Raw genomic sequence first — 21,305 nt, forward strand, 5'->3', positions numbered from 1 at the left:
CTATGCCTCCTGGATCTCGATGGAGTTGCCGGCAACCGCCTCGGGAGTTGCACGGAACAGCTCGTCGATGAAGGCCACCTTGAAGCTTGCCGGAGCATCGGCGGCGGCTGCAGCCGCAACACCCGCCAGATTGTAGTGGTTCACCGCGGCAACAGCGGCCGTGAACGGATCGGTTTGCGTAGCGTATACGGCAAGCACGCCGCCCTGCGAACAGCCGAAGCCGGTGACCTTGCCCATAAGCGCGCTGCCGCCATGGCTGATGACGACCGAATGCCCATCGGTGACCAGGTCGGACTCGCCGGAGATGACGACGGCGCCTTCCGTATAGCGAGCCAGCGCGATAGCCGCCGCACGTGCAGCCTCCACCGTATCGGCGGTATCGACGCCGCGGGCGCGCGAAACATCGTCGGCCGTGCCCTCGAGACCCCACAGGCCGGCGAGCGCGATGATCTCGGAGGCGTTGCCGCGCACGATGGCGGGCTTATGCTGCTTGAGCTCGGACAGCAGCTTAGTGCGCAGGCTGCCGATGCCGATTCCCACCGGATCGAGCACCCACGGCTTGCCGGCGGCCTGCGCCGCTGCCGCCGTACGCGGGATAGTTTCCTCGTAAATGGGGAACAACGTGCCCATGTTCAGGTACACGGCGCCGCCTGCGGCAACCAGGGTTTCACCCTCGTCTGGCAGATAAACCATGGCAGCCGAGCCACCGACGGCGAGCTGGGCGTTAGCCACGAAATCGATGGTGACGGTGTTGGTGATGGATCCGGCCAGAGGATTGTTGGCGCGCACGTCGGCGACAGCTTTCGCGATAGATGCTTCGAGCTGTTTCTGTTCGATCATATTCTCTCCTTTGCAACGAAAAACGAGGACGCTACCGTAGAAGATGGCGCCCTCGTCCGTGCACGAGAGATGCTCCCTACGCCAGCGTTACCTGGACAGGTTCAAAGGGTTAGGCTTGCGCCCTCTCAGCGCCGACGTTGCCGCCGGGCACCCCTGCATCGAATCTGTTGTGCATATATTACACCGGCGCGTAAACCGCTCGCCTGTTAAACCGCCGAACGGACAAAGGAATCGCACGAGCCAAGCGACCGGCTTTACCGCGCACGCCCTTTGCACGCTAAACAGCCGAACGGATGCGGAAAACCGAAAACAGCGGAACCTTTCGCCTTACCGTGCGCGGCGGGGCTTGCGGGACAGACGCAACGCCGCGATTTCGGCAGCCACCGCGCAAGCGGTGAAAGCAGCGGAGACGAACGGCATCGCCAGAAGCGGCATGCAGGTGATGAACATGCCCGCGGCGAACGACCCGAGCGCGCTGCCGAGCTGCAACGACGAGTTCGACAAGCTGACGGCAAACGCCGCCTCATCCCCGGCGTTGAGCATGATGAACGAATTCTGCGCCGGCAAGAATCCCCAGGATATGCCCGTCCACATACACGCCGCCGCCAGCGCCGCAAGCCACGATCCCGTGCCAAGCCCCAGCCCCACCAGCGTTATCGCTTGAAGCGCAACGCAGCCGATGACCGCCGAAGCCGAGCCGAAGCGATCGGCTGCCCAGCCGCTTGCCTTCGAGCCGATCATGCTCATGAGCCCGAAGGCGAACAGGGAGCCGCTCACCCACTCCGGCTGGGGAAGCACGCTTTCCATGAACGGCGTGATGTAGGTGTTCATGGAGGCGTACCCCACGAACATGAGCATAGTGCAGATCAGGGGCAACACCACGCAAGGATTGCGGAACACGCGCAGCGCATCGGCGCTGCGACGGCCCTGCGCCGCCGGCGAGCTTGGCGCTTCAGGCACGCGCACGATAAGCGCTATGACCGCGAACGCGACGCATGCCGCAATGACGAGCACCCAATACGCCTGCTGCCAGGTGATGACGTTGCGCAGCATGCGCGCGGCGGGAAGCGCGAAGACGAACGAAGCGCTGAAACCCAGCGCCACATTCGACATGGCCGAGGCGGCGCGCGAAGGGCCGGCGATGCGGCTTGCCGCGATGTAGGCGGTTGCCGCGAAGGTGCCGTTGCCCACGCCCATGACGGCACGGCCCGTCAAAATGACGGGATAGATGGGGGTGGCGGCGCAAATGGCCATACCCACTGCCATAAGCGCGAGGCTGACCAGCAGCAATGTTTTCGGGCCGCGCGAGGTGAGCGCCATAACCAGAAGCGGTGTGCCGACGGCGTTGCACACGCCGTAGACGCCCATCATGAGGCTAACCTGGGAAAGGTCGATGCCCGCGATTTGCGCAACCTGATCGGGCACGCCCAAGATGTACTGGTAGGCGCATCCGAACACGAAGCAGCTGAGCGCCAGCACCAAGATCATGAGGTTGCCGCGAGCGCGGCTGGGAGCCTCCACCGCGGATGCCGTCACCGTCTCGGAACCTCTCATGCCCTCACTTCCTGCGCCCCTTGAGGAGCAGAATCCACGCGAATGCGCAGCAGATCGCCCGGCTGCAATGCGATATCGCTGGTGAACGCATAGGTTTCCATGGTGCGATTCGCCACCGGCACGGGCTCGGGGGACGGGTTGGGACGATCTTCGCTTGGCTGCACCAGCCAGGTGAGGCCCCTCACCTTCGCCGTTTCAATGGCCTTGCGCGGAGAAAGCGCCTCGAGTTCGTCGCCTTCACGGAAGCGGTTATGACACGTGGCCTCGATGCGCCACCCGCCCTCCCCTTCCGGGCTGCATGCGGTGACCGTGGCGGCATGCAGGTAATCCTTGTCGTAGCCGTCGCGCTCCTGGCGTTGGCTTGGCTGGCCGAAATAGAAGCCGGTGCCATAGGGGCGATGCGAAATGGCATGCAGATCGGACATGACCGTGGACGGGTTGGCGCCATCCATGACCGCCCGATAGGCATGCACCGCAGTTGCCACGTAGAACGCGCGCTTGTTGCGGCCTTCAATCTTAAACGAACTGACGCCAGCTTGCGCCAACTCATCGAGATGCTCGATCATGCACAGGTCGTGCGCATTCATGACATAGGTGCCGCGCACATCCTCCTCAATGGGGTAATAGGCACCGGGACGCTTCTCCTCCACCAGCGCATAGCTCCATCGGCACGGCTGCGCGCAATAGCCCTTGTTGCCCGAACGCCCCGTCATAGCGGCAGACAGCATGCAGCGCCCCGAAAAGGCCATGCACATGGCGCCATGTACGAACGCCTCGATCTCAAGATCGCGCGGCGCCTGTGCGCGCAGCTCGGCGATATCCTCCATGCTCATCTCACGCGCGACCACCACGCGCGATGCGCCCAGGTCGTGCCAGGCGCGCGCAGCTTCGGCGTTCATCACGGAAGCCTGCGTACTCACATGCAGCTCCATATGCTGGGCATAGCGTTTCGCCAGGGAAAACGCACCAAGGTCGCTGACGATGAGCGCGTCGGCGCCCGAGGCGTCAAGGGCCTCCAGATATGGCGGCAAGGCGGCGATATCGGCTTGGCTCATAAGCGTGTTCACCGTCACGTACACCTTTACGCCCGCCGCGTGCGCAAAGGCGACGGCGGATGGGATATCGTCAAGCGTGAAGTTCTCGGCACGTTGGCGCATACCGAACCTGTCGGCGGCCAAATATACCGCATCCGCCCCGAAACGAACGGCGGCCTCCAGCTGGCTGCGGCCGCCCGCAGGCGCAAGAAGCTCGATTGTTGAAAAGTCAGTCATCGGCAGCAATCTTCGTAGAAATCAATCCAGCACAAACACGAAAGCCGCCGCGCGGCCTCGAGCCCATCCAACCGGACGCCGCACGGCAAGTCCGGCGCCTTTTGCCCTAGGCCCGGCAAAACGTATCTTGCGCCAGGCCAGACCGGGCGCGGCGTTTCAGCCACGCCCGCAAGGTTGAGAATGGGAACGAAGCGGCGCAGCGGCCCGCAACGTCGGTTTCAGCCTACTTGCCCTCGGAGGGGTCGTAGCTAACGCGAGCGCCCTGAGGGGTGTCCTCGATGGTGAAGCCTAGCCCCGTAAGGCCATCGCGCACGGCATCGGCCACAGCCCAGTTCTTCTCGGCACGCGCGGTGGCACGGGCATCGAGCAGGGCGTCAACAGCCTCATGAGCATCCGAGCCCTCGTAGCCGGCAACCTGTTTCGCCAGGTCGACGACCTCGGCCGGATACGCATCACCCTGCGCGTCCTCCCAATCCTGGGGAGCAACCTCCACGCCGAACACGCGTATGAGCGTGGTGATGGTCTCGCGCAGATCGCGCACGGCGGGAACATCGGAGAGCGAAAGCGTCTTGCCGGCGACCTGGGTGTTCGCGAAACCGACCAGATCGAACACCTCGCCCAGTGCGCGCGGGGCGTTGAAGTCGTCGTCCATGGCCAGGACGAACTCGACGCGCGTGGACTTCGCCTGTTTCAGGATGGCCTGGGTATCAAGCGGGCTAGGCACATCCTGGGCGTTCTTCATCTGCCAATCAAGGTTGCGCACGGCGTTCTCGATGCGGGAAAGCGCGGATGCGGCCTCATCAAGACGCTCGTCGGAGAAATCCAGCGGGCTGCGGTAATGCGTTTGCAGCATAAGGAAGCGCAGCACATCGGGGGACGTGGTCTTGAGGATGTCGCGCAGCAGCAGGAAGTTGCCCAGCGACTTGCTCATCTTCTCGTGGTTGATCTGCAGCATGCCGCTGTGCATCCAGTGATTGGCGAAGGTGCAGCCGCATGCGGCCTCGGACTGGGCGCGCTCGTTCTCGTGATGCGGGAACACCAGGTCGGCGCCGCCGCCGTGGATATCGAAAGGCAGGCCCAGGTACTTGCGCGACATAGCCGAGCACTCGATGTGCCAGCCAGGACGGCCCTGGCCCCACGGGCTTTCCCAAGAAGGCTCGCCGGGTTTGGCGGCCTTCCACAGCGCGAAGTCGAGATGGTCGCGCTTGCGATCTTCCAGGCCCTGGCCGTCGGCGCGCAGCTCGCGATGACCGCCTTCCATCTCGTCGATGTTGCGACCGGACAGCGCACCGTAATCAGCATAGCTGCGCACGCTGAAGTAGACATCGCCCTCGACCTCGTACGCGTGGCCGCCATCGATGAGCTCCTGGATGAGCTGGATCATCTCGGGGATCTCCTCGGTTGCGCGCGGGCGCACATCGGGGTCCTGCACGTTCATGGCGTGCATGTCATCAAGGAAGGCCTGCGAATATTCAGCGGCAACCTCGGCTGCGCTGCGGCCTTCTTCGTTGGCCTTCTTGATGATCTTGTCATCGACGTCGGTGATATTGGAGACGAACTTCACGTCGAAGCCGCGCCAGGAGAGGTAGCGGCGGATGACGTCGAAGCTGACGAACGTACGGGCGTTGCCGATATGGATGTAGTTGTACACGGTGGGACCGCACACGTACATGCCGATCTTCCCGTGCTCGAGCGACTCGAAAGGCACCTTCTCGCGAAGTTTGGTGTCATAGATCTTAAGCATTTGCATTCCTGTTCTATGTGCATGCCGCATGGTGCGGCGGGTTGACGAAGGCTGCGAAGGGACCGGGCGTCGCGAAAACCGCGCCCGAACTAGCTACATCGCGCCAGCAGGGTCACGGCCGTGGCGGAGATGCCCTCCTGACGGCCCTCGAAACCCAGGTGCTCGGTGGTGGTCGCCTTCACGCCGACGTTGTCGACCGCGATGCCCATGGCGGCTGCCAGGTTCTCGCGCATCTGCTGGCGATGCGGTGCCATCTTCGGCGCCTGAGCTGCGATGACGCTATCGACATCGATGATTTGGAAGCCCTCTTCGCGCACCTTGCCCGCAACAGCCGCCAACAGCTTCATGGAATCCGCCCCTTCCCATTCAGGGTCGGTGTCGGGGAAAAGCTTGCCGATGTCGCCGCCGCGGATGGCGCCGAGCAGCGCATCTGCCACGGCATGTGCCAGCACATCGGCGTCGGAGTGGCCGAGCAGCCCCAGGGTGTGCGGGATATCCACCCCGCCGATGATGAGCTTGCGGCCCTCGACCAGCTTATGCACGTCGTAGCCCTGCCCTATGCGCAGGGCGCTGAATCCCAGGCTCATTGCTCCTGCTCGCCTTTCTGCTTGAGATAGCGCTCGCGCACGGCGGCCACGAGCATGAGGTAATCCTCCGGTACGGTGAGCTTGATGTTGTCGCGCTTGCCCTCTACCACAAGGACGCGGCCGCCGAGACGCTCGATCAAGGAGCTGTCATCGGTGCCGACGAAGCCGTCGGAGAGCGCCGAGGCGTGCGCGCGGCGGTAGATGCCCGCACGGAACACCTGCGGGGTTTGCGCGTTCCAGAACACGCTGCGGTCGGGCGTGCCGACGATGACGCCGTTTTCCACGACTTTCAGCGTATCGATAGCGGGATGGGCTACCACGGCGCCATCGGCGTCGATGTTGCCCTTGAGGGTGGCGATGGTATGGGCGATCAGGTCTGCCGAGATGAGCGGACGGGCGCCGTCGTGCATGACCACGTACTCGAACTCCTCGGGCACCAGCTCAAGGCCGGAAAACGCTGATTCCTGACGCGTGGAGCCCGCCGCGGCGACCACGATGGGCGTAGCGAACGAGAAGGGGTCGACGGCCTTGCTCAGGTACTCGCCCTGGCGTTCGGCCGGACAGACGATGACGATGAGGCCGATGTCGCCTACGGCGTCGAAGGCCTCGACCGACCAGGTGAGGATCGGCTTGCCGCCGATTTCCACCAGCTGCTTGCCGCCTTCTTTGCCGAAACGCTCGCCCGTGCCGCCGGCCAAGATGATGGCCGCCGTCTTCGGGTTCTTGTCGACCTTGCCCTCAAGGCCGGCCAAGGATTGCGTGAGCGCATCGATGTCGAGCGCCGTGGCCAGATCGGCCGCGGCGAGCACCGAGGACGAGAACACCGGGTCAACGGTCTTGGGCATGGTTTCCTCTTTCCGTCGAAAACAAATGAGGCGGCCCCTTTCGGGACCGCCTTACATTCTAAAGCAACTGCCGCGTTTTCGCAGGCACGCTACGCGCTGTATGGAAAAAGTGCGCGTGGCAGGCTTTCCCCAGCCGGCCCAAGCGGAGCGCAGCGGGAGCAACCAGAACTTTAATCCGCAGCGCCGCCGCTTGCCGACCCGCCCGATCCGGAGACGCCGGCGTGGCCCAGATCGAAGTTCGTGAGCAGAAGCTCGGCGTCGCGCGCGATGTTATCGTGCTTGCGCGGCGCAGGGATGGAGCCCGTGCCGGGGACGAACGCAAGGCTCTCGCCGTCCTCGGAAACGTTTGCCTGGATGACCGAGCCCGACGTCCACTTGCCCTCGAGCAGCTCTTCGGACAGCGGGTCTTCCAGCAGGCGCTGGATGGCGCGGCGCAACGGACGAGCACCATAGGCGGCATCGGTGCCTTCCTTCGCGATGAGCTTGTAGGCATCATCGGTAAGGTTGATGGTCATGTTCTGGGCGATCAGGCGCTCGCGCAGGTCGGCCACCATGAGCTTGGCGATTTCGACGATCTGCTCCTGCATCAAGGACTTGAACACGATGATCTCATCGATACGGTTCAAGAACTCTGGCCTGAACAGCTTCTTCACCTCGCCCATGACGCGGGACTTGATCTCCTTGTCGGAAAGGCCGGCCTTGCCCTCGGGGCTGAAGCCGAGCGTGGTGGGCGCGGAGATCTCGCGTGCGCCGACGTTGGACGTCATGATGATGACCGTGTTGCGGAAATCGACCGTGCGGCCCTGGGCGTCGGTCAGACGGCCTTCCTCCAGGATCTGCAGCAGGATGTTGAACACGTCGGGGTGCGCCTTCTCGATCTCGTCGAACAGCACCACCGAATACGGACGCTGACGCACGGCCTTCGTGAGCTGGCCGCCCTCGTCGAATCCCACATAGCCCGGAGGCGAGCCGACCAGACGGCTGACGGAGTGCTTCTCCATGTACTCGGACATGTCGAAGCTGATGAGCGCGTCCTCGGAGCTGAACAGGAACTCGGCGAGCGCCTTGGACAGCTCGGTCTTGCCCACGCCCGACGGGCCCAGGAAGATGAAGCTGCCGGCGGGGCGCTTGGGATCCTTCAAACCGGCGCGGCTGCGGCGGATGGCCTTCGACAGCGCAGTCACGGCCTCTTCCTGGCCGATGACGCGCTCGTGCAGCACGCCCTCCATGCGCAGCAGCTTCTCGGTTTCGGCCTCGGTGAGGTTGGACACGGGCACGCCGGTGGTCATGGAGACGACGTCGGCGATGTCCTGCGCCGTTACCTGATGCACCGATTTCTGGGAATCTTCGGCCCACTTCTTCTCGGCCGCGGCGCGCTCGTCTTTCACAGCGGACTCCTGGTCGCGCAGCTTGGCGGCGCGCTCGAAATCCTGCTCGGCGATGGCCTTGTCCTTATCGGAGCGGATCTGGCGCAGCTTGTCGTCCATCTCGCGCAGCTCGTCGGGCAAGGTCATGTTGCGGATGCGCATGCGGGCGCCCGCCTCGTCCATGACGTCGATGGCCTTGTCGGGCAGGAAACGGTCCTGGATATAGCGGTCCGACAGCGTGACGGCGGCCTGAAGCGCCTCGTCGGTGAAATGCACCTGATGATGCGCCTCATAGCGGTCGCGCAGCCCCTCCATGATGCGCAGGGCCTGCTCCTCGTTGGGCTCACCGACCGTGATGGGCTGGAAACGGCGCTCGAGGGCGCTGTCCTTTTCCAGGTGCTTGCGATATTCGTCGACGGTGGTAGCGCCGATGACCTGGATCTCGCCACGCGACAGCGGCGGCTTGAGGATGGCGGCGGCATCAATGGAGCCCTCGGCAGAACCCGCGCCGATAAGCGTGTGCATCTCATCGATGAACAAGATGATGTCGCCGGCGTCCTTGACCTCCTTGATGCACTTCTTCAAGCGGTCCTCGAACTCGCCGCGGTACTTGCTGCCGGCCACAAGGGCAGACACGTCGAGCGTGAGCAGGCGCTTGCCGCGCAGGATATCGGGAACCTGGTTGGACACGATGAGCTGCGCCAGACCCTCGGCCACGGCGGTCTTGCCGACGCCGGGCTCGCCGATGAGCAGCGGGTTGTTCTTCTGGCGGCGGGAGAGGATCTGCATGACGCGCTCGATCTCGCCGGCGCGGCCGATGACCGGGTCGAGCTTGCCGTCGCGCGCCTTCTGCGTAAGGTCGGTGCCGAACTCCTTCAGGGCGCTGTCGGGCACGGTGCCGGCCGCCTCGAAGGGGTTGCGGCCCGCGTACACGGGGCTTTGGCCCACCAAATCGTTGAGCGCGGTGCGGATGTCGTCGCCCTTCACGCCCAAGCGCGAGAGCACGTCGAGCGCCGTGCCCTCGTTCTCGCGCACGATGCCGAGCAGCAGATGCTCGGTGGAGATGTAGCTCTGCCCCATCTGCATGGCCTCGCGCAAGCTATTCTCGAGCACGCGCTTGACGCGCGGCGTGAACGAAAGATGGCCGGACACGTCGGCGCCCTCGTCGATGGAGGCCACCTCGCGGATGCCCTTCACCACGGCGTCATAGGCCACGCCCAGGCGCTCGAGGGCCTGGGCGGCAAGGCCATCCTTTTCCTGGATGAGGCCCAGCAGGATATGCTCGGTGCCCACATAGGGCTGATGCAGAGCGCGTGCCTCGTCCTGGGCCAAGACGAGCACCTTGCGCGCCTTGTCCGTGAACTTCTCAAATGACATGAAGCCTCGATTCTCGCGGCATATGATTATGGTCTCGGTTGTTCATGTTAGCACTCCCGTCAATGGACTGCTAAGCCGTTTACGTATCGTATACATAATAAAGTAGCCCGGAGCCGCACAACGCCCGTTGCCCCCGCTACGTGCAATCCGCACACACCGGAAGCGCTTTTAGACCCCTTTTGCCCCTTTTCACCCGGATTCCGCAAGCGGTTCTTCACGAAAGGTCGACAAGCGCGCAAACACGGCGCCTTGACCGATGCACACGCTTATACTGGTTGCGAAACGCGCAGCAGCGCGGCCCATCCCCCTTCAACCGACAGGATCGCATGAACAGGCACACCATACGCTACGCCCTTATCCTTGTTGCCGCCCTTGCCGTGGCGGCGCTGGCAGTCGCCCGATTCGACGACCTATGTTCCATCCTATCAACCGTCTGGTCCGCCCTTGAGCCCCTGGCCATCGGCGCGGTGCTGGCATATCTGCTGAACTTCATAGCGGCGGCGCTTGAATCGCGCTGGTTCCCCCATACCAACAACACGCTCGCAATCAAGACGCGCCGCCCCATCTGCGTCATCCTGGCGATCACCGCCGTCACCTTGGCGCTTGCGGCGCTGACCTCGTTCGTGGGCGGCGAGTTCAAATCCGCGGGCGCCGCCATCATCACCGGCATATCGGAAGCTGCGGCCATGGCGTCGCAGGCCATCGCGAACCTTCCCGGTGCGCAGGCCATCCCGATCTTGGACAACGCCACCTGGAACTCCATCGGGCAAAAGGCCCTGGACGCCATGGGCGGCACCGACCAGGCGCTGCGCATCGTGGCGCAGACCAGCGGCGAGGTGGCCCATCTGACGCTTTCGATCCTACTGGGCATGGTGTTCGCGCTGTACCTGCTGCTCGACAAGGACCGCGTGCACGCCGGCGCCATGCGCGCGGCCAGCTTCATCCCCGGCGAGGACCTGCGCCGCCGCGTGCTGCACGCATGCAGCATCACCAACGACTGCTTCTCGCGCTTCATCCGCGGGCAATGCATCGAGGCGGTCATCTTGGGTGCCCTGTGCGCCATCGGCGGCACCATCCTGCAGTTCCCCTATGCGGCTTCCATCGGCCTTATCGTGGGCGTGTCGTCGCTCATCCCGTTCGCCGGCGCATGGATAGGCGGCATCATGGGTGCGGCGATGATCCTGTCGCAAGACCCCGTTCAAGCCCTGCAGTTCATCGTGTTCTTGGTGATCCTCCAGCAAATCGAGGGACATCTCATCTACCCGAACGTGGTGGGACAGTCGGTGGGCCTGCCGAGCATCTGGGTGTTCGTGGCCGTGATCGCGGGCGGGTCGCTGTTCGGCCTTCTAGGCGTGCTTCTGGGCGTGCCCGTCATCTCCACGCTTCGAACGCTTGCCATGGAGCATTTCGCGCAACAGGACGCGGAAAACGAATTGGGGCCTGAAGACGGGGCCGTATCGCAACAGACGCATTCGGCGTAGCGACGTTGAGCGGGGCAAGGAGCAGGGCGCATCGGGTACCCCGTGCCCTGTTCCGTCTTGCCCTTCACGATAACCGGGTAGGCGCGATTCCCAAGAGACCCTTCGTAGACCGTAGGCCTTAACGCTTTCCCATCCGCTAAGCTCGGATCGTCCGAGCACCACCCCTCCCCAACCGATCTGCCGCCAAACAACGAAGGCCCGCCCGGGATCACCCAGGCGGGCCTTCGTGTGTTTATGCGACGATGCGCAGCTTAGTACAGCTTAGCGCCGGCCGGGATGCGGCCGGAGACCATAAGCAGGTTCAGACGCTCCTCGGTGGTATCGTCGTCGACCTTCTCCTCGTGCACGGCGGACAGCAGCATGCCGCAGGAGGCGATGCCCATCATCTTGCGCGGCGGCAGGTTGGTGATCGCCACGAGCGTGCGACCCACCAGCTCCTCCGGCTCGTAGTATGCATGGATACCGGACAGGATGGTGCGATCTTCGCCTGTACCGTCGTCAAGCGTGAACTGCAGCAGCTTCTTGCTCTTCGGCACAGCCACGCAATCCTTGACCTTCACGGCGCGGAAGTCGGACTTGCTGAACGTGTCGAAGTCCACCTCGTCGGCGAACAGCGGCTCGACGACCACCTTGGAGAAGTCGATGGGCTCCTCGGCGGACTGCTCTGCCGGAGCAGCCGGACGTGCGGCGGGCTTGGCGCCGGCAGGGGCCTCATCGCGCATGTGCGGGAACAGCAACACGTCGCGGATGGTCGGAGAATCGGTGAGCAGCATGGTCAGCCGGTCGATGCCGATGCCCACGCCGCCTGCCGGAGGCATGCCATACTCGAGCGCGCGGATGTAGTCGGCGTCGTAGCCCATGGCCTCGTCGTCGCCCATGTCCTTGGCCTCGACCTGCGCACGGAAGCGCTCGGCCTGGTCGACCGGGTCGTTGAGCTCGTTGAAGGCGTTGGCGTACTCGTGGCCGCAGATGAACAGCTCGAAGCGCTCGGTGAGCTCGGGGTTGTTCGGCAGCTTCTTGGCCAGCGGGGAGATCTCCAGCGGATGCTCGGTGACGAACACGGGCTGGATGAGCTTCTCCTCGGCCACGGCCTCGAAGATCTCGGAGATGAGCTTGCCCTTGCCCCAGGCGTCCTCGGCGCGACCGCCGTTCTTCTCCAGGATGGCCACCAGGTCCTCACGGCTGCGGTCGAAGGAAACCTCTTCGCCGGCGTAGCGCGTTGCCAGGCCGCACATGGTCTCGCGCGGCCACTGGCCGGACAGGTCGATGTCGACGCCCTGGTAGCTGACCTTGAGCGTGCCGCAAGCAGCCTCAGCTGCCGCCTTGATGAAGCCCTCGGTGAGGTCCATCATGCCGTTGAGGTCGGAGAAGGCCTGGTATGCCTCCATGGTGGTGAACTCAGGGTTGTGGTACGGGTCCATGCCCTCGTTGCGGAACTGGCGACCGATTTCGAACACCTTCTCGAAGCCACCTACGAGCAGACGCTTGAGCGGCAGCTCGGTGGCGATGCGCAGAAAGTAGTCGCGATCGAGCGCGTTGAAATGCGTGACGAACGGCTTTGCGTTCGCGCCGCCCAGGATGGGGTGCAGAAACGGGGTTTCCACCTCGTAGAAGCCCTGGTCCTCCATGTAGCGGCGGATGGCGGCGACGATCTTGAAGCGCTTCTCGAAGACCTGCTTGACCTCGGGGTTCATGACCAGGTCGACGTAGCGCTGGCGATAACGCGTCTCCTTGTCCGCCAGGCCGTGGAACTTCTCGGGCAGCGGGCGAATGGACTTGCTGAGCAGCTCGAAGGACGACACGGCAACGGACAGCTGACCACGGCGCGTGCGCATCATAGCGCCCTCGACGCCGATCCAGTCGCCCACATCAAGGTCTTTCAGGCGGCCGAAGGCCTCTTCGCCCAGCTCATTGATGCGGCAGAACAGCTGCATGTCGCCCGTGGCGTCGCGCAGGCCCAGAAAAGCGATCTTGCCCTGAACGCGCTTGGACATGATACGGCCGGCAACCTTGACCAGGTCCTCGGTGGAATCCCCGTCCTCAAGGTGCGCGTAGAGCTGCTCGAGCTCGGCCAGATGGTGGCTGTAGTCGAACGCATGGCCATAGGGGTTCTGGCCCGCATCGAGCATGGCCTGGCGCTTGGCCTTGCGCACCTCGATGGGATCGTCTTCGATAACTTCAGGGGTATTGCTCATGGGAAAGCCCTTCTAAGTACAGGGATTTGGTTGAGTAAGCGAGAGCGGCTGCGGTGCGCGGGGTTCGGCCGAAGCGAGCGGGCATAGGCATGCGGCCTTGTCCGTGAAACCGAATGCGCAAGCGACGCGGCGCAGCCAGCCACGACATCGAGAAGTTCCGCTTACCCGCAGGCAAGCGGAACTTGCAAATCTGCTAGTGCTCGATGTTGACGATCTTCATCTTGATGACGCGGCCGGTCGGGCCGGTGGTCTCGATCTCGTCGCCCTTCTTGTGGGCCAGCAGCGCAGCGCCCACCGGGGACTCGTTGGAGATCTTGCCGGCGTGGCTGTCGGCCTCGGCGGCGCCAACGATGGTGAACACGCGCTCACGGCCGCCCATGTCGACGGTGACGGTGGAGCCGATGTGCACGGAGTTGGAGCGCTTCGGGGTTGCCACGACGGTGGCCTCGCCCAGGATGCGGGTGATCTCGGCGATACGCGCCTCGAGCATGCCCTGCTCGTTTTTCGCATCGTCGTACTCGGAGTTCTCGGAGATGTCGCCGAACTCGCGCGCCACCTTGATGCGTTCGCCTACCTCGGCGCGCTTCTCGGTTTCCAGATAGTGCAGCTCCTCTTCGAGCTGCTGCTTGCCCTCGGGGGTAAGGATGTAGTTGTCAGCCATGTTGTTCACCTATCTATACGAAAAAAGCGGTATGCGCCGGACCGCAGCCCGTTGCGCATACCGCGTACCAACCTTGTGAAGCTACGATCTACTCGCTCTTCTTGCGGGCAGCGGTGGTCTTCTTCTTGGCGGCGTCCTCGTCGTCTTCCTCAGCCTCGACCTCGTCGGCCTCTTCCTCGGCCTTCTTGGAATCGCCCATGCCCTCGCGCAGGTTCTTCACGGTCTTGCCCAGAGCGCTACCGAGTTTTGGCAGATTCTTCGGGCCGAAGATAAGCAGAATCACCACGAGGATGATCAGAAGCTCAGGCACGCCCATTCCCAGAAATTTCATGTGTCCTCCAAGTACTCGTCCCAGCCCGGGCATCGGGCCGTGATATGCAACGCCGCGTACTTTAACATAACCGCAGCTTGCCGACGCACCTTCGATGAAAAGCACACGCGCTTGCGCAGCACTCCAACGGATATGCACGGTTGCACGAAAAAGGCTCGGTGCGAACACCGAGCCTTGACCATGCAATGGTCGGGATGACAGGATTTGAACCTGCGGCCTCTGCGTCCCGAACGCAGCGCTCTACCAAGCTGAGCCACATCCCGATTGCCGCTTTCGCAGCGGAGAATATATTAGCATAACCATCCGGCATCGGCGACGACTTTTTTCAAAATTTGCCGCCGAATGCGCGCCTACCGCTTGAAATTCGACAAGATTCCCGGTCTGGCCTGGGGTTTCGGCAGATAAATAAAACGCGGCTCGAAGTCGAACAGCTCGGCGGTGCGCACCTGCGGTCTTACCGTGATGCACTTCTTCATGCACGCATCCACGCACAGGCCGCACTGCACGCACTCAGCGCAGGAGAACTCGAGGAAGCTGCCGCCATCGGGCGTGCCGTCTGCGTTGGGGCTGGGCTCGATAGGACTTTTGCTGAGCGCGCCCGTAGGGCAGAACACCGCGCACATGCCGCACGAGTTGCATAGGGAAGCATCGATCTCAACCCTGCCGAACAGGCGCGTCTCGAACTGCTCGACCGCAGGCTCGCCCAAGCGGTCCATAGCGTCGAGCACCTGGCTGCGGCGACGTTCCTGGAACTGGGGCAACGTGCCCGAAGCGCCCGCCCCCAGCTGCTCGTGCAGCGTGGCGTCCTTGGCCTTCATGCCGAGGTTTTTGCGGATGACCATCTCGGCGGTCTTGCCGGCCGCGCTGGCCGTCCATGAGGTTGCGCTGGTGAAGAAGCCACGGCGCGCCTCGCCGAGCAAGCTGTTCGCGTTCTTGAGCGCCATCCCTTGGGGGAACTCCGACGCGCGGGAGACCATTGCCGGCGCCCCCTGGGCCTGCATCAGGTTATTAGCAGAAGCGATGGTTTCGTCCACGCCGGGCGAGGTCTTCCTGAACCTGCACGTCTTGCAGCAGCCGTCCACCAACACGATGTCCTTGGCGCCGACCGCCGCCAAACCGAGCAGCAGACTCTCATCGACGCGCGCCAGGCAGGGCACCTCAGCGAACTTATGCGGGGCGGCCAGGCCCTTCGAGGCGATGCGGGCGCAGGCGATGACCGCGCGCCCATCGAGGGCGGCCATGGCCTCTGCCGCCGCCTGTTCAAGCGCCTCATCGGCAGGGCGCACGGGAATCAAGGCCTCGGTGGGGCAAACCACCGCGCAGGCGCCGCACCCCACGCAGGCCTTATGGTCGACGTTGAGCACGTTGTTGTGCACGCTGATGGCGTCGGCCGGGCAGGCATCGATGCACTTGCGGCACGAGGCGTTGCGGTTGCGCACGGCCACGCAGCGCTTCGAAGCCGGCACGACGGCCTTGTCCTCAAGCTCCTCGGCCACTTCTATGATGTCTGCGATGTTCGGCATTCGCCTTCCCCCTCGTTTACTCCCGCGCATATATGCCGCGGCGAAGATTAGCGCATGACCGTCGCACACATCGGTTTCGCTTCATAATCTGCGCGAAATCGGCGCGGGTCGGTCACGCGCTTCGCATGGCGCTACTCGCACTCGATGCGATCTTGTATGATGCGCTCGAGCGCTGCCAGCTCGTCGGGCGTGTTCGCGTTCATGAAGCACCCGCCCATAGGCTCGGTCTCAAGCACCTTCTTTTGCGGGAACTCGCACACGTTGACCTGGTTGAAGAACACCTGGGCGCGCTTCTCCCCCTCATTGAGCGCCTCTCGCACTGCCGGCAAGCAGCCCGAGCGGCGGTAGATCGCGTGAAACGGCTCGAAGCCGTGCTTGTTGACGGGCACGACCACGTCTGCCCCCGTCCTGGTCATCTCGAGCGCTTCGGCGACCACGAGCGACGGCGATGCGAGCACCATGTCGCAAGCCACAACCGCCACATAGGGGTTGCGGGCGCAGCGAAGGGCCGTGTAAAGGCCCGGCAGCGCACCACGCTCGTTGATGACGTCGGACTCGAAGCGGATGCCAAGTTCGGGATACTGCTCTTGCAGAAATGCAAGCTCTTTCGGCTCGTTGGTGGTGACGATGAGCTCGTCGGCCACCGGCGAGAGCCGCTCGACCAAACGGCAGATGAGCGGCCGGCCGCAGAACGGGACCGTTGCCTTGCTGCGACCCATGCGGCGGCTCTCGCCGCCAGCCTGGATGACCATGGACACGCGCGGGCGCGCGAAGGTCGCTTGCAGAAAATCTGCCAGCCCTGCCACATCGTTGATATCGAACGCCGGGATGCCGTACACGCCGGCGGCTTCGGCAGCCAGCGGGATATCGGTGACCACCGCGACCGTTGCGGCCGTTGGCATCTTGTTGGAGATATCGGCATGGTCGGGATAGCTGCGCGCGAGGCGGTCCTCCTCGGCCTGGTCTAAAGGCTGCGCCACGGGGCGATCATCGGGATGGACCTCTGCCGCATGGGGCATGGAGCCGCGCCCGAACTGGGTGAAATCCGTGCCGAGCGCCCAGCCCTTGCGAGCACCCTCGGCGAACACCTCGGCGGTTCGGGCATCGGCCTTGTTGCCGGCGCGCATGATCTCGATGGTGGGCAGGCCGCTTTTGCGATAACCTTCGACGATCACCACGTCGTGGCCGGGCATGCTCGCCACGATGTCGGCGCATTCCGCTTCCCCATCGGTGGTTTGGATACGCGCCATCTGGCCCGGTGCCGCGATAACCGTCTCGCTGGCGCCGGCGTGGCGATGCCGCCACGAGTCTTTCCCGGGGATGTCGATATCGAATCCGACATGGCTGTGGTGCTTGACGCTGCCCACGTCCAGACCGCGACCGACCAGCTCGGCGATGAGCTTCTCGATAAGGGTTGTCTTGCCGGAATTATGACGCCCGACGATGGAGACCGCGGGGCTGGGAAATTTGATCATACGCATATCCTTTCGTGCGAAAAAGTATAGCACGAGGGCTCAATACGGAAACGAGGTCTTTCCAAGCACCGGGACATTGCGCGAAGCCGTTATGCTTCACGCTGTTGCCCGCGGGCATACTCAACCACTTCCTGCACAAGATCAAGCATTTCTTGGCGTTTGTGAATACCCAGCTTCGTATAGATATGCTTCGTGTGCGTGCGAACCGTGTTCTCGGAGATTACAAGGGTTTCGGCAATGCTTGAGACGCTGTTGCCGCGCATGATAAGCTCCGCCACCTCTGTTTCCCGATTAGACAGCTTGAACTGCTCCTGCAAAAGCAGGCAATCCTTGGAAACCCTATCCCGCAAGCGCTCCGACCGATCGCGTTCCTGAGCCTTCGAACGACGCCCCGGGCCGCGCGGCGCGGAAACGCGCGCATCGGGCAATGTAGCATCCGCCTCCGGCTTTTCATCAACCTGCCGCAAGGAGCTTTCAGGGGCATGCCTCTCCGAAATCGAAGGCACCTCATGCGGCTCCTCGGCCTCATGGGACACAAACTCAACGCTATCTGGAACGCCGCGGCGCGAAAGCACAACCGTGCCGCCCATGTACTGCAGCGCAAACGCCATGGCCAAAACGTATCCGCCCATCAAGGCAACAACGGCAAGCTGCACAAATGCGCCATCTAGGAAAGAATCCGCCCAGAACCCGAACACGAAGCCCGCATCCTGCATCAAATACACGATTCCCCCGCAGAAACCGAAGATGAACGCCGGGTTAATGCCGCGGTCGCGCGATGCCTGCGCGCACTGCAACAGCATGATAAGGCTTACAACGCTAAACGCCAGATACAGCAAACCGGCGATAAACGACAATTTCCCCGCCAGCAGCGGGAGCAAAACCAAGCACGTCAAGCTTGCGGGAAACAGGACTTTAAGCGCAGAAAGCAAGTCGAACTGAAACGACCGACGGCGCCAAACCATCAGCAAGATGCCCGCAGCAGCCAGCGAACCGATCATGGAGAAGATATTGGTTGCATCACCCGCCGCGGGGTCGGCAAGCGCAACGGCTCGAACCGCGCCCGACGCAAACCCGATTGCGCCGATGCCCACCGCGCTTTTCCAGTAATCGCGCACCGCCAGCGCATACACCTTCGGGTTGCACGCGGGCACGTCCGCAAACTGCGGAAGGCTAAAATCGATGGTGCGCGTTGCCAAAATGGCGCACAGACCGCATACGGGAATAAGGATAACGGGGCTTAAATACACCGTTACCGCACTAGGGACCAAATACAGCGCGAAGAAAACAGGCGCGCCCAGCATGGTACCTGCAAGCAGGTAGAAGATGCCGGACGTCGAGGCCATAGCGCTGAAATATCGCTGCCAGGCCATGGCAAAGCCCCCGCATCCCATGCCAAGGCACACGCCGCCGCAAACCACAAGCGAGATAGTAAGCCACTTCAAGTACATAGCGGCAATAAGGCTTATCGCGCCGGCAATGGCCAGCGCCATGGCGATAAGCACCAACGTTTTGTGCACGAACTCAGGCCTGCGATACGCCACCAACATAGTAAGAAAGAACGTGGCGCAATACGCCAGGGCCTGCGAGAGGAAGAACAGGATGGTGACTTCCGGCGTGTGGAATTCCATCGGGAAAAACGGGAACACGCCGCCCCACAACGACGTTGCGTTAATGGTAACGAACAACGCATATCCCAGCACGGCGATGTTCGGCTTCGGCATAATGGCACTCCTTTCCCCGCTCTTTAGAACCCCACCGTCATATGCAAGCAGTAAAACGCAAAGCGAACCGTGAACACCCCTGCAAACATCAAAGCACACGCCGCACACGCCCGCACAGGGTCAATAGAGCCGCGCATGCGCAGCCCGCGCGCATCCACCGCAATAGCCCAACCCGCAAGAATCGCCGAGACGGCGATACCCGCAGGATACCAGGGCGCCAAATCCCGTGCGAGCGTCATGACGTTGCGCATGGCGCCAAGCTCCGCGAACTGAAGCGATTGCGACACCGCCGCAGCCGCGGCGCTTACGCCTGCAATTGCCAAAAGAGCCCCGAACAAGCGGCGCGGCGCCCTATACCCCGACAACGAAAGCGAGCAAATTGCCAGCAAGGCCCCGCCCATAAGCGCTGCTAGCACTAAATTAGCCTGCACGCTAGGCGTGCTCCACGTGCCGATGGTGCGAATGGTGTAGGCATTCGCGATTTCCCACACCTGCCACGCACCCGCAGCGCATGCTAGCAGCATGCCCGGGCGCACAAGACGCTGCGCCCAACGTTGCCGGCTAAAGCCCACGTACCACGACATCCCGCTTAGGGCGAAAAACGTCACGGAAGCTATAACCTCGTTCGAAAGCGGGGAGCGCCCAATGCCCGCCAACACATACAGGGCATTGCTCGGCTTACCCAAATGCGTAGCCGAGCCGATAAACCCAACAACCGCAACGGCAAGCGGCACCACAAGGAAATGGGACATGCGCTCCCACTGCTTTTCAGATAGCTTCCCGAAAAGCAGCACGCATGCCATGACGCAAAACGCAACCATGCCCGCTGGCGCCAGCGTGGTGAACAGCGCCAGCGTAACCTGCGCAAGGCCCTGGGAAAAACCTACACCCATGCCATCTCCCCACCTTCACGCGCGCGCACGACATCGGCAGCTTCAACCACGGCAAGCCCAACTTCGCGAAAACGCTCCTTGCCGCCTTCCACGGACTCGACAACCGCCGAAGCGCACAAAAGCACTCCGCGCTTGACCAAGCCGTCAACTAAGTCCGCATCAAGGCGCGCAAGCCATTTCGGGTCGAACGCAACTACCGCCTGCGAGGCATCGTCGAACGGATTGCCGTCAGCTTGAGCGCCTATGCGCTCGAGCTCTTCGGCCACGTGCGCCGCATCCGCACCGAAGACGCGCAATACTTTGTAAAAGAAGTCGCGCTGGGAGAAGCGATAAGGCGCCATATCAAGCGAGCCGGCGTGGTTTTGGCTGAAAATCTGCGCCGTGTTCTTATTCTCCAAAGAGCAATAATGCATCCCCAAACGCAGCCCCTGCCGTATCCCCCATTCCATAAGCTCATAGGCTGCCTGCTCGCTACCGAAAACCGGCAGCGCGCCGGCATACCGATAATCGTAGGGGATTCGATACGGGTCAGACCGCAGCGCAAAACCGCGCGTGGCATAACTTGCCGCATTGTGCAGCGGAAAGCAGAACTCCAGCAAGTTAATGCCGAACGCCCCCATGTCATCAAGGCGCCGCATGACCGTGCGCAGCGTATCCTGCTCACCAGGAACAACCGGCATCTCAACCATAACCGACGGGACAACGCCAACAGCAAGGCTTATGCGGCTGACTTGGCGCTCAAGCGATTCGGCCTGCGGCGCCTCCCGATTTGTTGATGTTTCCGCATCAATTTTCACGCTGAAGCGAATCTCGTCCAGCCCGCTTTCGGCAAGCCGCTCAAACAAACCGCGGCCTGCGCCCCATCCGCTTGTGTACAAGCGGCAATGCGCCTGCGGATTAAGCCGCTTTGCGTAAGCGAAGAACGCGCACGCCTCGTCGGGATAAAGCAAAGGCTCGCCACCGGTTAGGGCAACGTAATCGAGTTTGCCCATGCTTTGAGCATAGGCATCCATTTCGACGCGCCAATCCTTTCGGTTCGACCGATACTCATTATAGTCAAACTGATTCGCGTTGAAGCAAAACCAGCAGTTACGCGGGCACGCAAGCGAGATAAACTGCGACACGCTTCGCTCGCCGGTGCGGCACCGCTCGCACGCCGGGGACAGCGCGCCGTACACGATGCTCTTGCCGTCATTGCGCAAATGTGCACCCGCCTGCACAAGTCGTTTCCTCGCCGCAGCAAGCTCATGCGCGTCATCCTGCGCAAGCGGCAAGCCAAACTGCTCCATGGTGCGGCGAAGCTGCGCAGACACCTCCGCAAACCTGCGCGCATACCCTTGGTACGCCGGCGGCAGCACAGCCGTGTCGCGCTGATCAACTCGTCGCATTCTTCCCCCTTGCTACCTCAAAGCGGCAATCGTGCGCCTTCTGGCCAAG

16 protein-coding genes, 1 tRNA gene and 1 riboswitch are annotated in these 21,305 nt (G+C 62.8%); of the genes, 1 reads left to right on the top strand and 16 read right to left on the bottom strand.

Annotated features, from left to right (window positions below):
• From thiM to DW178_RS07960, 7 genes are all read right to left on the bottom strand, one after another.
• Complete coding sequence (gene thiM, locus DW178_RS07930) at positions 1-840, bottom strand: hydroxyethylthiazole kinase (RefSeq protein WP_118350459.1); 840 nt, start codon at positions 838-840, stop codon at positions 1-3.
• Positions 841-896: 56 nt separating this feature from the next.
• Positions 897-1,005, bottom strand: a riboswitch (TPP riboswitch).
• 162 nt (positions 1,006-1,167) lie between these two features.
• Positions 1,168-2,394 carry an MFS transporter gene (locus DW178_RS07935; protein WP_118350460.1) on the bottom strand — a complete coding sequence of 409 codons (1,227 nt, stop codon included), beginning with the start codon at positions 2,392-2,394 and terminating at the stop codon, positions 1,168-1,170.
• Entirely contained in the window at positions 2,391-3,665 is a 1,275-nt protein-coding gene (locus DW178_RS07940; protein ID WP_118350461.1) for a peptidase U32 family protein, read from the bottom strand. Before DW178_RS07940 ends, DW178_RS07935 begins: the two co-directional genes overlap by 4 nt.
• A gap of 223 nt (positions 3,666-3,888) precedes the next feature.
• A complete protein-coding gene (gene cysS / locus DW178_RS07945; RefSeq protein WP_118350462.1) occupies positions 3,889-5,409 on the bottom strand; it encodes a cysteine--tRNA ligase in 1,521 nt (506 codons plus the stop codon).
• 89 nt (positions 5,410-5,498) lie between these two features.
• Positions 5,499-5,996, bottom strand: a complete 498-nt coding sequence (ispF, locus tag DW178_RS07950; protein WP_118350463.1) for a 2-C-methyl-D-erythritol 2,4-cyclodiphosphate synthase — start codon at positions 5,994-5,996, stop codon at positions 5,499-5,501.
• Positions 5,993-6,841 carry a 2-C-methyl-D-erythritol 4-phosphate cytidylyltransferase gene (gene ispD / locus DW178_RS07955; RefSeq protein WP_042434753.1) on the bottom strand — a complete coding sequence of 283 codons (849 nt, stop codon included), beginning with the start codon at positions 6,839-6,841 and terminating at the stop codon, positions 5,993-5,995. The genes ispF and ispD overlap by 4 nt, the downstream gene beginning before the upstream one ends.
• Before the next feature lie 170 nt (positions 6,842-7,011).
• The gene (locus DW178_RS07960; protein WP_118350464.1) at positions 7,012-9,585 is read right to left on the bottom strand and encodes an ATP-dependent Clp protease ATP-binding subunit; all 2,574 of its coding nucleotides are present in this window, start codon (positions 9,583-9,585) and stop codon (positions 7,012-7,014) included.
• Positions 9,586-9,911: 326 nt separating this feature from the next.
• Between DW178_RS07960 and DW178_RS07965 the strand changes: the two genes are divergently transcribed.
• A complete protein-coding gene (locus tag DW178_RS07965; protein ID WP_118350465.1) occupies positions 9,912-11,066 on the top strand; it encodes an AI-2E family transporter in 1,155 nt (384 codons plus the stop codon).
• A 251-nt stretch (positions 11,067-11,317) separates the two neighbouring features.
• On the opposite strand, the gene lysS is transcribed toward DW178_RS07965, so the two are convergent.
• The 9 genes from lysS to DW178_RS08010 all read right to left on the bottom strand — a co-directional run bounded on the left by lysS (position 11,318) and on the right by DW178_RS08010 (position 21,256).
• Positions 11,318-13,261: a lysine--tRNA ligase gene (gene lysS / locus DW178_RS07970; RefSeq protein WP_118350466.1), complete on the bottom strand. Its 1,944-nt coding sequence runs from the start codon at positions 13,259-13,261 to the stop codon at positions 11,318-11,320.
• 193 nt (positions 13,262-13,454) lie between these two features.
• A complete protein-coding gene (greA, locus tag DW178_RS07975; RefSeq protein WP_042434763.1) occupies positions 13,455-13,922 on the bottom strand; it encodes a transcription elongation factor GreA in 468 nt (155 codons plus the stop codon).
• A gap of 88 nt (positions 13,923-14,010) precedes the next feature.
• On the bottom strand, positions 14,011-14,253 hold the full coding sequence (gene tatA / locus DW178_RS07980; protein WP_118350467.1) for a twin-arginine translocase TatA/TatE family subunit: 243 nt from the start codon (positions 14,251-14,253) through the stop codon (positions 14,011-14,013).
• Positions 14,254-14,439: 186 nt separating this feature from the next.
• Positions 14,440-14,516 (bottom strand) — tRNA-Pro (locus tag DW178_RS07985).
• A gap of 87 nt (positions 14,517-14,603) precedes the next feature.
• Complete coding sequence (locus DW178_RS07990) at positions 14,604-15,776, bottom strand: 4Fe-4S binding protein (protein ID WP_118350468.1); 1,173 nt, start codon at positions 15,774-15,776, stop codon at positions 14,604-14,606.
• Between the two features lie 131 nt (positions 15,777-15,907).
• Positions 15,908-17,251, bottom strand: coding sequence for a molybdopterin-guanine dinucleotide biosynthesis protein B (gene mobB / locus DW178_RS07995; protein WP_118350469.1), 1,344 nt, complete (start codon positions 17,249-17,251; stop codon positions 15,908-15,910).
• Between the two features lie 89 nt (positions 17,252-17,340).
• Complete coding sequence (locus DW178_RS08000) at positions 17,341-18,975, bottom strand: response regulator transcription factor (RefSeq protein ID WP_286168605.1); 1,635 nt, start codon at positions 18,973-18,975, stop codon at positions 17,341-17,343.
• Between the two features lie 23 nt (positions 18,976-18,998).
• Entirely contained in the window at positions 18,999-19,868 is an 870-nt protein-coding gene (locus DW178_RS08005) for a dimethyl sulfoxide reductase anchor subunit family protein (protein WP_118350470.1), read from the bottom strand.
• The gene (locus DW178_RS08010; protein ID WP_118350471.1) at positions 19,859-21,256 is read right to left on the bottom strand and encodes a radical SAM protein; all 1,398 of its coding nucleotides are present in this window, start codon (positions 21,254-21,256) and stop codon (positions 19,859-19,861) included. Before DW178_RS08010 ends, DW178_RS08005 begins: the two co-directional genes overlap by 10 nt.
• Positions 21,257-21,305: the final 49 nt, after the last annotated feature.

Origin of the sequence: Eggerthella sp. AM16-19 (assembly GCF_003474385.1) — a bacterium.
GTDB lineage: Bacteria > Actinomycetota > Coriobacteriia > Coriobacteriales > Eggerthellaceae > Senegalimassilia.

Bases quoted from the DNA above. Each gene is read 5' to 3' on its own strand.
- thiM (WP_118350459.1), bottom strand. From the start codon at position 840: ATGATCGAACAGAAACAGCTCGAAGCATCTATCGCGAAAGCTGTCGCC.
- DW178_RS07935 (WP_118350460.1), bottom strand. From the start codon at position 2,394: ATGAGAGGTTCCGAGACGGTGACGGCATCCGCGGTGGAGGCTCCCAGC.
- DW178_RS07940 (WP_118350461.1), bottom strand. From the start codon at position 3,665: ATGACTGACTTTTCAACAATCGAGCTTCTTGCGCCTGCGGGCGGCCGC.
- cysS (WP_118350462.1), bottom strand. From the start codon at position 5,409: ATGCTTAAGATCTATGACACCAAACTTCGCGAGAAGGTGCCTTTCGAG.
- ispF (WP_118350463.1), bottom strand. From the start codon at position 5,996: ATGAGCCTGGGATTCAGCGCCCTGCGCATAGGGCAGGGCTACGACGTG.
- ispD (WP_042434753.1), bottom strand. From the start codon at position 6,841: ATGCCCAAGACCGTTGACCCGGTGTTCTCGTCCTCGGTGCTCGCCGCG.
- DW178_RS07960 (WP_118350464.1), bottom strand. From the start codon at position 9,585: ATGTCATTTGAGAAGTTCACGGACAAGGCGCGCAAGGTGCTCGTCTTG.
- DW178_RS07965 (WP_118350465.1), top strand. From the start codon at position 9,912: ATGAACAGGCACACCATACGCTACGCCCTTATCCTTGTTGCCGCCCTT.
- lysS (WP_118350466.1), bottom strand. From the start codon at position 13,261: ATGAGCAATACCCCTGAAGTTATCGAAGACGATCCCATCGAGGTGCGC.
- greA (WP_042434763.1), bottom strand. From the start codon at position 13,922: ATGGCTGACAACTACATCCTTACCCCCGAGGGCAAGCAGCAGCTCGAA.
- tatA (WP_118350467.1), bottom strand. From the start codon at position 14,253: ATGAAATTTCTGGGAATGGGCGTGCCTGAGCTTCTGATCATCCTCGTG.
- DW178_RS07990 (WP_118350468.1), bottom strand. From the start codon at position 15,776: ATGCCGAACATCGCAGACATCATAGAAGTGGCCGAGGAGCTTGAGGAC.
- mobB (WP_118350469.1), bottom strand. From the start codon at position 17,251: ATGATCAAATTTCCCAGCCCCGCGGTCTCCATCGTCGGGCGTCATAAT.
- DW178_RS08000 (WP_286168605.1), bottom strand. From the start codon at position 18,975: ATGCCGAAGCCGAACATCGCCGTGCTGGGATATGCGTTGTTCGTTACC.
- DW178_RS08005 (WP_118350470.1), bottom strand. From the start codon at position 19,868: ATGGGTGTAGGTTTTTCCCAGGGCCTTGCGCAGGTTACGCTGGCGCTG.
- DW178_RS08010 (WP_118350471.1), bottom strand. From the start codon at position 21,256: ATGCGACGAGTTGATCAGCGCGACACGGCTGTGCTGCCGCCGGCGTAC.